Genomic DNA, 11,541 nt, shown 5'->3' with positions numbered 1-11,541 from the left:
GCTCGGCGCCGCCGGCCGAGCTGCCGCCCGCGCCACCGGAGGGGCCGGAGCGGCGCACGGGGCCGCCGCCGTCCTCGCGCAGCTCGATGAGCTTGCCGGAGATGCGGGTGCTCTCGAGCTTGGCGTAGACGCTCGGGTCGAGGTCGGCGGGCAGCTCCACCAGCGAGAAGTCGGGGCGGATCTGGATGTGCCCGAAGTCCCCGCGGCGCAGGCCGCCCTCGTTGGCGATGGCGCCGACGATCTGGCGCGGCTCGACCTTGTGGCGCTTGCCGACCGAGATCCGGTACGTCGCCATCGGCACGTCGCTCTGGCCGCGGCGCGGACCGCGTTCGCCGCGCTCGGGCCGGTCCCCGCGGCCCGGGCGGTCGCCGCGGTCGGGACGCTCGGCGGGCTGGCGCATGGCGCGGTCGGCCTCGGCGTCGAGGAGCAGCGGGGTGTCGCCCTGCGCGACCACGGCGAGCGCCGCGGCCACGTCGACCTCGGGCACGTCGTGCTCGTTCATGTAGTGGGTGACGATGTCGCGGAACCGCGCGATGCGGGCCGTCTCGCCCAGCGCGGCGGTGATCGCCTCGTCGAAGCGGGTCAGGCGGGTGGAGTTGACGTCCTCCACGCTGGGCAGCTGCATCGGCACGAGCGGGGAGCGCGTGGCCTTCTCGATGTGCTTGAGCAGGTAGCGCTCACGCGGGGTGATGAAGGAGATCGCGTCACCGGAGCGCCCCGCGCGGCCCGTGCGGCCGATGCGGTGCACGTAGGACTCGGTGTCGGTGGGGATGTCGTAGTTGACGACGTGGCTGATCCGCTCCACGTCGAGGCCGCGGGCCGCGACGTCGGTGGCCACGAGGATGTCGAGCTTGGCCGCCTTGAGCTGGTTGACGGTGCGCTCGCGCTGCACCTGCGCGACGTCGCCGTTGATGGCGGCCGCGGAGAAGCCGCGGGCGCGCAGCTTCTCGGCGAGGGTCTCGGTCTCGTTCTTGGTGCGGACGAAGACGATCATGCCCTCGAAGTTCTCGACCTCGAGGATGCGCGTGAGGGCGTCGACCTTCTGGGGGTAGCTCACCATCAGGTAGCGCTGGGTGATGTTGGCCGCGGTGGCGGTCTTGTTCTTGACCGTGATCTCGGCCGGGTCGCTCAGGTACTGCTTGGAGAGCCGGCGGATCTGCGGCGGCATGGTCGCGGAGAAGAGCGCGACCTGCTTGTCCGAGGGGGTCTCGGCCAGGATCGTCTCGACGTCCTCGGCGAAGCCCATGTTGAGCATTTCGTCGGCCTCGTCGAGCACGAGGAAGCGCAGCTCGGACAGGTCGAGGGTGCCCTTGTCGAGGTGGTCCATGATCCGGCCCGGGGTGCCGACCACGATGTGCACGCCGCGGCGCAGGGCGCTGAGCTGCACGCCGTAGGCCTGGCCGCCGTAGACGGGCAGGACGTGCACGCCCTTGATGCTCGCGGCGTACTTCTGGAAGGCCTCGCAGACCTGCAGCGCCAGCTCGCGGGTCGGGGCCAGCACGAGCGCCTGCGGGGTCTTCTGGGAGACGTCGAGGCGCGAGAGGATCGGCAGCGCGAAGGCGGCGGTCTTGCCGGTGCCGGTCTGCGCCAGGCCGACGACGTCGCGGCCGTCGAGCAGGGTGGGGATCGTGGCGGCCTGGATGGCCGAGGGGGTCTCGTAGCCGACGTCGCGCAGCGCCTTGAGGACCTGGTCGGAGAGGCCGAGGTCGGAGAAGGTCGGCTCGGTCCGCGCCTCGGCGGCGGGCGTCGCGGGCTCGGTCGCGGGCTGGGCAGCAGGCTCCGCGGCGCTCTCGGGAGCGGGTGCGTCGGCCGGTACGTCAGAAGGGCTCACCCGTCAACGGTAGTCGCTCGGCGCGGCGGCGGCGGATTCCGCGTCGCGGAGGGCTGGGTCACGTCGGCTCCCCGTCACCTCGCGCACGCCCCGCGCGCGCCCGCCCGCCGCCGTGCCGAGCGGCCCGCGCTCACTCGACGGTGACCGACTTGGCGAGGTTGCGCGGCTTGTCGATGTCGTGGCCCAGGTGCTTGGCGGCGTGGTAGGCCAGCAGCTGCAGCGGGATGGTCAGCAGGATCGGGTCGAGCTCGCGCTCGAGGTGGGGCACGTCGATGCGCACGACGTCGAGACCGCCGAGGTCGACGCCGGGGTGGGTCACCACGACGAGCGGACCCTTGCGCGCCGCGATCTCGTGGAGGGCGGCGACGTTGCGCTCGGTGAGCTCGTCGTCGGGCACCACCGCGACGGTGGGGACCTCCTCGGAGATCAGCGCGAGCGGGCCGTGCTTGAGCTCGGAGGTCTGGTAGGCCTCGGCGTGGCGGTAGCTGATCTCCTTGAACTTCTGCGCCCCCTCGCGCGCCACCGGGAAGCCGCGCACCCGCCCGACGAAGAACAGGCTCTCGGCCTCGGCCAGGCGCTGGGCCACCGCGGCGAGGGCGTCCTCCTGGGCCAGCACCTCCTCCACGGCCGCGGGCAGCGCCTGCAGCCCGGCGATGAGGCGACGCCCGTCGGCCACCGAGAGGTCGCGCACGCGTCCCAGCTGCAGCGCGAGCAGCGAGAAGCCGAGGAACATGTTGGTCAGCGCCTTCGTGCTGGCCACCGCCACCTCGGGCCCGGCGTGGAGGTAGATGCCGGCGCCGCACTCGCGGGCGATCGCGCTGCCCACGACGTTGACCAGGCCGATGACGCGCCCGCCCTTGCGCTGGATCTCCTGCACTGCCAGCAGCGTGTCGACGGTCTCGCCGGACTGGCTGACCGCGACGTAGAGCGTGTCGGGCTCGATGACGGGGTTGCGGTAGCGGAACTCGCTGGCCGCCTCGGCGTCGGCGGGGATCCGGGCCAGCTCCTCGATGAGCGAGGCGCCCATCTGGCCCACGTAGTAGGCCGAGCCGCAGCCGAGCACCTTGACCCGGCGTACGGCACGGGTCTCGCGCGGGTCCATCTCCAGACCGCCGAGGTGGGCGGTGCCGAAGCGCTCGTCGAGGCGACCGCGCAGCACGCGCTCGGCCGCGGCGGGCTGCTCGAGCATCTCCTTGCGCATGAACGACTCGTGGTCGCCGGCGTCGTAGGAGGTCGGGTCGACGTCGACCTCGGCCGCGGTGCGGGCCACGCGGGTCAGGTCGTGGCGGAAGGTCGTGAAGCCGGCCGGGGTCAGCGTGGCGATCTCGCCGTCGGCGAGGTGGGCGACCGTCGTGGTGTGGCGCACGAGCGCGGCGAGGTCGGAGGCGACGAGCATCTCCTTCTCCCCCACGCCGATGATGAGCGGGCTGCCGTTGCGGGCCACCACGATGCGGTCGGGGAAGTCGGCGTGGACCACCGCGATGCCGTAGGTGCCCTCGACCGCGGCCAGGGCCTCCACCACGCGCTCCTCGAGGGTCTCGGCGACCGAGCGGCCGATGAGGTGCGCGAGCACCTCGGTGTCGGTGTCGCTGGTGAGGGTCACCCCGTCGTCGGCGAGCCCGGCGCGCAGGGCGGCCGCGTTGTCGATGATGCCGTTGTGGACGACCGCGACGTCGCCCTTCTCGTCGGTGTGCGGGTGGGCGTTGACGTCGTTGGCCGGGCCGTGGGTGGCCCAGCGGGTGTGGCCGATGCCGCTGCGGCCCGAGAACCGCTTGGGCAGGTCGCTGCCGAGGTCGCGCACGCGGCCGGCGGCCTTGACCACCTTCACGGCGGGCTCGCGGCCCGCGCCGACGACGGCGAGGCCGACGGAGTCGTAGCCGCGGTGCTCCAGGCGGGTCAGGCCCTCCAGGATCAGGGGTGCTGCCTGCTGGGCGCCGATGTAGCCGACGATGCCGCACATGGTGGGTCCTCTCGGGGTTCGTGGTGCTGGTGCTGACGTGGGTGCCGGCGGGTGCCGGCGGGTGGTCGCGCTCGGGTGGGAGCCGGCGCGCGGGCGGGCCTAGCCGTGGACGATGCGGCGCATCTGCCGGTCGGTGAGGCGGGGGGCGGCGACGAGGCGCTGGGCCAGCTCGTCGCGCACGAGGGCGAAGATGTCGGCGTTGCGCACGCCCGCGGAGCGCAGCTGGGCGTGGCGGCGGCGTACGACCTCCTCGACCGGCTGGGCGAGGAAGTCGACGACGTCCTGCGCGACGCGCAGGGCCTCGGGTCGGCTGAGGTCGGTCGTGGCGCTGAGGTGGTCGACGAGCGGGGCGAGCGGATGCTCTCGGAGGTCGTCGGGTGCGCGCACCGCCAGATCGTGACCGCAGCAGCCTCGACCTGCCAACTTCCTGCCCGATTTCGGGCAGGAACGACCCAGACGGACGCCTGTTCGCCGACCGAGCCAGCGGCAGCTCCGGCCATGGCCGGGTCGGGCGGGGCCCGGCCCGACCACGCGCCCGGATCGACCGGGTGGAGCGCCGTGGTGACGCCGCGCGGTCGATCACCCCTCCAGGTGGAGCAAGGGAGCGAAGTGGCGGCAAAATCCGCCCGTCCGTGTGGAGCCGTGCTACCTTTGGTGAACAGAAGATGAACAGGAGGTGTCCCATGCTGAACTCGCAGATGACCGGAGCCCTGACCCAGACCTGGGTGACCGTCACCGACAGCAGCGGCCGCACGCGCCTGGAGGCCCACTGGGTCGACCCGACGCTCGACGTCCGGAGCGCAGCTCCGATCCAGACGCCTCACGCAGCCTGAGCGACACGCACGAGGAGCCGCGACCCACCGGGGGTCGCGGCTCCTCGTCATTTCCGGCCCGACGGGGCCGTGTCGACACTGGTCCAGACCGCCTCGCGACTGCGGACCGACGTCGGGAATGAAAACGGACCCCGGTCCGGTTGTGGGTAATTGAAAGTTCCACTAGCGTGGACGAGCACCCCCACCACAGACCTCAGGAGCACACCATGGGCATCTTCAGCCGCTCGAACGACAAGACCACCGGCGCCACCGCCACCTTCGACGCCCCCACCAGCGTCGTCTCCGACCTCACCGGCGACTACACCATCGACCCCAGCCACAGCCGACTCGGCTTCAGCGCCCGTCACGCGATGGTCACCACCGTCCGCGGCCAGTTCAAGGACTGGAGCGGCACCGCCCACATCGACACCGCCAACCCCGCCGCCTCCTCGGTGACCCTCAGCATCGTCACCGCCTCGATCGACACCGGCTCCGCCGACCGCGACGGCCACCTGGTCTCCGGCGACTTCTTCGACGCCGAGAAGAACCCCACCATCACCTTCACCTCGACCGACGTCAGCCGCGACGGCGACGACTGGACCATCACGGGCGACCTGACGATCGCCGGCACCACCAACTCGGTCGCCATCGAGTTCGAGCAGACCGGCTCGGCCACCGACCCCTTCGGCAACACCCGCGTGGGCTTCGAGGGCGCCTCGGCCCTCAACCGCAAGGACTTCGGCCTCACCTGGAACGCCGCCCTCGAGACCGGCGGCGTCCTCGTCTCCGAGAAGATCAAGCTCGAGTTCGACATCTCGGCGATCAAGAACGTCTGATCCACCTGTCCCCGGCAGGGGACGCAGCAAGACCGCGCCGACCGGCACACCCGGCGGCGCGCGACACCACGACGGGGCCCCGGTGATCCGGGGCCCCGTCGTCGTCCTGCGACGCGACCCCGGTGGGTCCACCGCCGCCCACCGCCGCCCGCCGCCGCAGGGCCGCCCCGGGCCCCGCACCGGCGCGTCCGGCCAGGCTGTCGGCCCAGACCCGCACCTGTCGGCCCACGCGTCGGCCGACCAGTGCGGGTTTCACCGGCCGACCGGTGAAACCCGCCACCAGCCACAGCGACCCAAACGGAATAAATCCTCCGGTTGCGTTGTCGGACCTGTCGTCCCACCGCACCCGGCGGCGGACGGAGCGGGGGACCCGATGACCTTCCTGTTGGGCTTCCTCCTGGCGCTCGCCGAGTCGTCGCTCGGCCTGGGGGCCGTGCTGCCCGGCGAGGTCGCGATCACCGGGCTGTCGGCCGCGACCGACGGGACCGGAGCCTCGGCCCTGCTGGTGCTCGCGGTGGCCCTCGGGGCGACCAGCGGCGACCACCTCGGCTACCTGCTGGGCCACCACACCGGGCCGCGGCTGCGGGCCGGCCGTCTCGTGGGGCGCCTCGGTGTCGCGCGGTGGGACCGGGCCACCGACCTCGTCGCACGCCACGGCACGACCGCGGTGCTGGTGAGCCGCATGCTGCCCTTCGTGCGCACCGTCATGCCCGCGGTCGCCGGCGCTGCCCACCTGCCCTACCGGCGCTTCCTGCCCGCCTCCGTCGTCGGTGCGCTCGCGTGGGCCTCGGCCTGGGTCGTCGCCGGCAGCGCGATCGCGGCCAGCGGCGTGCTCGACCACCTCGGCACCGCCGTGGTCGTCCTCGCCGCGTCGCTCGTCGTCGTCCTGGCCGCACGCCACGTCGTACGCCGGCGCCGCGCGGCCGGTCGCACGCTCGCACCCGTGGCTGCCGTGGCCCCGGTGGCCGCCGCGGCGGTGCCGGCACGCGGACCGGTCGACCGGGAGTCGACCGGCGGGCACCTGGCCGACGGGCACGCGGACGGCGGTGAGCCGAGCAGCGAGGAGCCTCCCGGGTCCCGATGCCCGCGGTGTCGCGACCGGCTGCCCGTCTGCTGAGCCGTCCCCACGGGTCCAGCCGCCCTCGAGCCCGACCTCGGTCCCGGCCGTGACCGACAGGTGGGGCCGGCCTCAGCGCCGGCGGCCCGGACGGGCCTTGTGCGCCACCCGGGCCAGCTCGGCCTCGTCGGGGCAGGCCCGCGGCAGCGGCGTGGGCCGCTCGGGGCGGGCGCGCAGACCGTCGAGCAGGATGGCGAGGTAGCGGCGCCACAGGTCGGGGGTGGCCTCGGTGCCGATCTGGGAGACCGCGCGGGAGAGCACCGCCAGGTCGAGGGGAGCGACGTCGTCGCGCAGCAGCCCGGCGGCCTGGGCCCGCGCGACGACGGCGCCGACCGCGGGCTGCATGCGCTCCCGGGCCCGCTCGAGGCGCTCGGCCCCGCGCAGGCCGTCGCCCAGCACCTCGCTGAGCCCCCGGTCGCAGGACTGGGCCGCGACCGACTCCTCCAGGAACCACACCAGGGCCTCCCATGGGTCCTCCCTCTCACCCGCGCGCGCGGTGAGCGCGACCAGCTCGTCGAGGCGCCGGGCGAAGAGGGCGTCGATGAGGTCGTCGCGGTCGGGGAAGCGGCGGTAGACCGTGCCCACGCCCACCCCCGCGCGACGCGCCACCTCCTCGAAGCCGGCCTCCAGGCCGCGCTCGGCGAAGACCGCGCTGGCGGCGTCGAGGATCAGGCGCCGGTTGCGCTCGGCGTCGGCGCGCAGCGGCCGCTGGCCGTCCTCCGCGCCCGGGTCGCCCGGATCGGGCGCACGGCCCGGGTCGATCGAGCCACCGGGGACCGGGTGCGCGGGGTCGGCCGCGTGGGGGCGCTGCGAGCCGGGAGCCATGTCCGGCACCGTAGCCGCCGGCGGCAGGCTCCGCTCGCGGCGCGGACCGGCGGCGCCGCTCCCGCCCTCAGCCGCGCTGGGCCCCGGGCACCTCGACGGTGGTCACCACGGTCGTGACCGACGGCCGGCGGGGCGTGGAGGAGAAGCCGAAGCGCGGGGGCGGGCTCACCGGCGCCAGCGCACCGAGGTCGCGGCCCTCGAGCTGCCCCGTCGCGGCGCGCACGCGGTGGTGGTCGGTGGCGCCGTACCACTCCCGTCGACCGCCGCCGGCGCTGCCGCGGGTGCGGACCCCGCGCAGCACGAGACGGGCCACGACGTCGGTGAGCGAGCACCAGGCCGGGCTGGTCGCCACCCGGTCGGGCACCAGGGCCAGCAGCCGGCCCAGCGCGGTGCGGCGGCCGACGACGAGGTCGAGGTCGAGGGAGGGCGAGCGCACGGACCAGGCGGTCGCCGTGGCCACCGCCGTCACCGGCTCGATCCGCACCTCGTCGAAGGAGTACGTCGCCTCGATGAAGTCGGCCGCCTCCCGGTGCGGGGCGATCAGCACGCGGTGCCCGTCGGGTCCTTCCACCATCGCGTCGGAGAAGCGGCCCAGCGGGGTGTCGTGCCAGTGCCCGACCACCACCCGCACCCCGCTGGCGCTGCCGACGCCGGCGATGCGACCGACGAAGCGCTGCCGACGGGGACGCCCTGACCGGCGGGTCACTGGGGGGTCACTGGGGGGTCACTGGGGGTCACTGGGCTGGTCACTCGGCGGCCTCTCCGCCCGCGGCCACCCGGGCCCGGCGGCGCACGACCGTGGACAGCGGCAGCGGCGGCTGGCCGAGGGGGTTGGCCGCGGCGACCTCGTCCATGGCGTCGAGGATGTTGCGCAGGTTGATCATCAGTCCGCCGAAGACCGGCCACAGCTCCGGGGTGGGCTCCTGCGCGCCGATCTGGTCCACCAGCACGTTGAGCCGGGAGCGCACCTCGCGCAGCGGCTCGGGATCGGCGTCCTTGACCGCCTCGCCGGCGGCCACCAAGAGCGCGACCCACCCGGCCCGGAAGGGGTCGGCCCAGTCGTCGCGGCAGGTGGTCTCGTGGCCGAGGGTGCGCGCCATGCTGCGGGTCTCCGCGACCGCCTGCTCCATGCGGCGCAGCAGGGAGTACCACTGCCGGGGGTCGCGCAGCTCGTGGGCCGAGCGGCGCGGGTTCATCCGCGCGCTCTCGCGGGCCTGGCGCACCAGCGACCAGGCGTTGTCGAGCTCGCCGTCGAGGTCGCGGGTGCGGTCGATCCAGTCGTCGACGTCCTCGTCGCTGCAGCCGTCGGTCAGCCCGCGACCGATGTCGACGAGGAGCACGCCGATGGCGTCGTCGATGCGGTCGAGCGCCACGACCGCCGTACGCCGCCGCAGCGGCGGCCACACCAGCAGGTTGACCAGCAGGCCGACGCCGATGCCGATCGCGGTGTCGGCCAGGCGCGAGACGAGCATGCCGTCGTTGTCGGAGAAGCCGGTGGTGAGCACGACGAGGGCCGTGGCCGCCACGGCGGTGGACTCCTCGCCGAACCACGGCAGCGCGCCGATGGCCAGCCCGAGCGCCAGCACCATGACCACCGCCGCGGTGTCGAGGCCGAGCACGTTGCCGGTCGCCCAGGCGAGCAGCACCCCGGTCACGGCGGCGGCGACCTGGCGCACGCCGCGCGAGAAGGTGCGGTAGACCGTGGCGTGCACGACCAGCAGCGCCGCCCACGGCGCCAGGAACGACTGCGGCAGCTCGAAGACGCTCGTGGCCAGCACCCAGGCGAGCACCGCCGCCAGCACCGTCTTGGCCAGCTGCGTGACGTCGTTCCAGAAGATCGGGTCGCGCGCGCGTGCAGTCCAACCGGGCATCAGGCGACCGTAGCCAGCGCCGGCGACCGGCGTCACACCCCGGTGGTCGAGCAGCGCTCGCGTGCTCCCACGCCGCCGGGCCGGTCGGCCCGGGTCGGTCGGGCTGGGTCGATCGGGCTGGGTCGATCGGGCTTGGGTCGGCTCAGTCCTGCGCGCCCCGGGCGGTGGCCGCGAAGGCGCGGGTGGCGGCCTCGACGATGTCGTCGGGGGTGACGTCGAGCGTGCCGTCGAGCCAGGCGGTGACCAGCTCCTGGACCCCGCCGACGAACATCAGCCCGGCGAGGTCGCCGGGCTGACCGGCCCACGCGTCGTCGCCGTAGAGCGCGCGTCCCTCGCGGGTGGCCAGCTCGGCGAAGGCGCGCAGCAGCGCGTTGCGCGCCGGGCGCAGCTCGGGGCGCCCGGGGGCCTCGAGCATGGTGACCCGGCCCTTGCGGGGGTCGTCGGTGATGATCGCGACGAAGGCGCCGATGGCGGCGCGGATGCGCTCGGTGGGCCCGCCCTCGGTCTCCTCGATCGCCGCCAGGGCGGCCACGGTGATCTCGTCGCCGACCTGCTGCATGGCCGCGGTGAGGGCCTCGTCGAGGGAGGCGAAGTGCTCGTAGAAGTACCGCTCGGTGAGGCCGGCCTCGGCGCAGATGCGGGTCATGGTGACGCGGGGTCCGCCGTCGGCGCCCCAGACGTCGAGGGTCGCCGCGAGCAGCTGGGCTCGGCGGGTGGCGGCGCGCTCCTGCGCCGACCTGCCGCGATACCTCCCCGCCTTGACCGCCATGGGCCCATCCTCACACCCGCTGCACGCCCGTCCCAGGGACCGGACCGGACCGGTGCGGCCCGGGGGGGGCCGAGGACATTGACAGGATGTCCTGTCTGAATCACCCTGGACGACGTGACCCAGGCCACGTCCCGCACCCCCGACCCGGCCGCCGGCGCGACGGCCCGCCCGCTCCCCGCCGTCGCCCGCGAGCACCGCGGCTGGCCCGTGATCGGGCGCAGCCTGGAGTACGCCCGCGACCCCGTCGGCCTCTTCGAAAAGCAGTGGGCGACCTACGGACCCGTCTCCCCGCTGCGCATCCTGGGCGACCCCTGGGTGATGCTGCTCGGCCCCGACGCCTGCGCCACCGCGCTCACCAACCCCGACAAGGCCTTCGTCAACGGGCCGGCCTGGAGCTACCTCGTCGGCCCGTTCTTCGACCGCGGCCTCATGCTCCTCGACGGCGAGGAGCACCACGTGCACCGCCGGATCATGCAGCAGGCCTTCACCCGCCCGCGCCTGGAGGGCTACGCCGCGGCCATGCACGCCCCGATCGCCCGCGGCCTCGACGCGTGGCGCCCGGGGCCGGGCTTCCCGGCGTACCCCGCCCTCAAGGAGCTCACCCTCGACGTCGCCGCCGAGATCTTCATGGGCGGGGCGGAGAGCACCGACCGCGCCGAGATGGCCCGGGTCAACGCCGCCTTCATCGACTGCGTGCAGAGCGCGGCCGCCCTCGTGCGTCGCGACCTGCCCGGCACCCGCTGGCGCAAGGGACTGCGGGGGCGGGAGGTCGTCGAGCGGTTCCTGCGCGACTACCTGCCCTCGCGGCGCGCCCGCGAGAGCGACGACCTCTTCTCCCAGCTGTGCCACGTCGAGAGCGAGGAGGGCGAGCGCTTCTCCGACGACGACGTCGTCAACCACATGGTCTTCCTCATGATGGCCGCCCACGACACCTCGACGATCACCCTCTCCACGATGCTCGAGCTGCTCGGCAAGCACCCCGCCTGGCGCGAGCGCTGCCGCGCGGAGTCGCTCGCCCTGGGCGAGGCACCCACCCTGGCCGAGCTCGACTCCCTGGCCTCCCTCGACCTGGTGATGAAGGAGTGCCTGCGGCTGCGCGCCCCCGTGCCGGTCGTCGTGCGCCGCACCGTCAAGGAGACCGTGGTCGAGGGCGTGCGGGTGCCGGCCGACCGCTACGTCATCGTCGCCCCCCAGTTCAGCCACCTGATGCCCTCGCTGTGGAGCGACCCCACCGCCTTCGACCCCGAGCGCTTCTCCCCCGAGCGCCGCGAGGACCGCTCCCACCGCTTCGCCTGGGAGCCCTTCGGCGGCGGGGTCCACAAGTGCCTCGGGCTGTTCTTCGCCGGCGCCGAGGTCAAGGCGGTGATGCACCAGCTGCTGCGCCGCTTCGACTGGAGCGTCGACCCGGCCTACGTCGCGCCGATGAACAACCACTCGCTGCCCTTCCCCGCCGACGGCCAGCCCGTCGACCTCGTCCACCGCACCGCCTGACCCGCCCCTCCCCCGCCCGACCCGCACCC

The 11,541-nt window shown here is 74.2% G+C and carries 11 protein-coding genes; 4 read left to right on the top strand and 7 right to left on the bottom strand.

Annotation, left to right across the window (positions count from 1 at the left end):
• The 3 genes from LPA27_RS13705 to LPA27_RS13695 all read right to left on the bottom strand — a co-directional run.
• A partial coding sequence (locus tag LPA27_RS13705; RefSeq protein ID WP_228942800.1) for a DEAD/DEAH box helicase occupies positions 1 to 1,831 on the bottom strand: 1,831 nt, incomplete at its 3' end.
• Positions 1,832 to 1,961: 130 nt separating this feature from the next.
• A complete protein-coding gene (gene glmS, locus LPA27_RS13700; RefSeq protein WP_228942799.1) occupies positions 1,962 to 3,791 on the bottom strand; it encodes a glutamine--fructose-6-phosphate transaminase (isomerizing) in 1,830 nt (609 codons plus the stop codon).
• Positions 3,792 to 3,890: 99 nt separating this feature from the next.
• Complete coding sequence (locus LPA27_RS13695) at positions 3,891 to 4,178, bottom strand: hypothetical protein (RefSeq protein ID WP_056865050.1); 288 nt, start codon at positions 4,176 to 4,178, stop codon at positions 3,891 to 3,893.
• 296 nt (positions 4,179 to 4,474) lie between these two features.
• Between LPA27_RS13695 and LPA27_RS13690 the strand changes: the two genes are divergently transcribed.
• From LPA27_RS13690 to LPA27_RS13680, 3 genes are all read left to right on the top strand, one after another.
• Entirely contained in the window at positions 4,475 to 4,624 is a 150-nt protein-coding gene (locus LPA27_RS13690) for a hypothetical protein (protein WP_156697959.1), read from the top strand.
• 206 nt (positions 4,625 to 4,830) lie between these two features.
• Positions 4,831 to 5,439, top strand: coding sequence for a YceI family protein (locus tag LPA27_RS13685; RefSeq protein WP_056865051.1), 609 nt, complete (start codon positions 4,831 to 4,833; stop codon positions 5,437 to 5,439).
• A gap of 373 nt (positions 5,440 to 5,812) precedes the next feature.
• A complete protein-coding gene (locus LPA27_RS13680) occupies positions 5,813 to 6,556 on the top strand; it encodes a DedA family protein (RefSeq protein ID WP_228942798.1) in 744 nt (247 codons plus the stop codon).
• A gap of 72 nt (positions 6,557 to 6,628) precedes the next feature.
• On the opposite strand, the gene LPA27_RS13675 is transcribed toward LPA27_RS13680, so the two are convergent.
• From LPA27_RS13675 to LPA27_RS13660, 4 genes are all read right to left on the bottom strand, one after another.
• Complete coding sequence (locus LPA27_RS13675) at positions 6,629 to 7,381, bottom strand: TetR/AcrR family transcriptional regulator (RefSeq protein ID WP_228942797.1); 753 nt, start codon at positions 7,379 to 7,381, stop codon at positions 6,629 to 6,631.
• A gap of 67 nt (positions 7,382 to 7,448) precedes the next feature.
• Positions 7,449 to 8,087 carry a hypothetical protein gene (locus tag LPA27_RS13670; RefSeq protein ID WP_228942796.1) on the bottom strand — a complete coding sequence of 213 codons (639 nt, stop codon included), beginning with the start codon at positions 8,085 to 8,087 and terminating at the stop codon, positions 7,449 to 7,451.
• A 40-nt stretch (positions 8,088 to 8,127) separates the two neighbouring features.
• Positions 8,128 to 9,252 (bottom strand): FUSC family protein, encoded by a 1,125-nt coding sequence (locus tag LPA27_RS13665; protein ID WP_228942795.1) that lies wholly within the window; start codon positions 9,250 to 9,252, stop codon positions 8,128 to 8,130.
• A gap of 142 nt (positions 9,253 to 9,394) precedes the next feature.
• Complete coding sequence (locus tag LPA27_RS13660; RefSeq protein WP_056905151.1) at positions 9,395 to 10,021, bottom strand: TetR/AcrR family transcriptional regulator; 627 nt, start codon at positions 10,019 to 10,021, stop codon at positions 9,395 to 9,397.
• Positions 10,022 to 10,135: 114 nt separating this feature from the next.
• Here LPA27_RS13660 and LPA27_RS13655 point away from each other — a divergent pair, with 114 nt between their 5' ends.
• Complete coding sequence (locus LPA27_RS13655; RefSeq protein ID WP_228942794.1) at positions 10,136 to 11,512, top strand: cytochrome P450; 1,377 nt, start codon at positions 10,136 to 10,138, stop codon at positions 11,510 to 11,512.
• The last annotated feature ends 29 nt before the right edge of the window (positions 11,513 to 11,541 follow it).

The sequence above is a fragment of the Nocardioides sp. Leaf374 genome, assembly GCF_916862475.1.
GTDB lineage: Bacteria > Actinomycetota > Actinomycetes > Propionibacteriales > Nocardioidaceae > Nocardioides > Nocardioides kribbensis.
The sequence above is the reverse complement of the archived record's forward strand: the minus strand, read 5'-3'. Positions and strand labels throughout refer to the sequence as shown.

Coding starts and splice junctions, on each gene's coding strand:
- LPA27_RS13660 (WP_056905151.1), bottom strand. CDS start 10,021: ATGGCGGTCAAGGCGGGGAGGTATCGCGGCAGGTCGGCGCAGGAGCGC.
- LPA27_RS13690 (WP_156697959.1), top strand. CDS start 4,475: ATGCTGAACTCGCAGATGACCGGAGCCCTGACCCAGACCTGGGTGACC.
- LPA27_RS13665 (WP_228942795.1), bottom strand. CDS start 9,252: ATGCCCGGTTGGACTGCACGCGCGCGCGACCCGATCTTCTGGAACGAC.
- glmS (WP_228942799.1), bottom strand. CDS start 3,791: ATGTGCGGCATCGTCGGCTACATCGGCGCCCAGCAGGCAGCACCCCTG.
- LPA27_RS13675 (WP_228942797.1), bottom strand. CDS start 7,381: ATGGCTCCCGGCTCGCAGCGCCCCCACGCGGCCGACCCCGCGCACCCG.
- LPA27_RS13680 (WP_228942798.1), top strand. CDS start 5,813: ATGACCTTCCTGTTGGGCTTCCTCCTGGCGCTCGCCGAGTCGTCGCTC.
- LPA27_RS13685 (WP_056865051.1), top strand. CDS start 4,831: ATGGGCATCTTCAGCCGCTCGAACGACAAGACCACCGGCGCCACCGCC.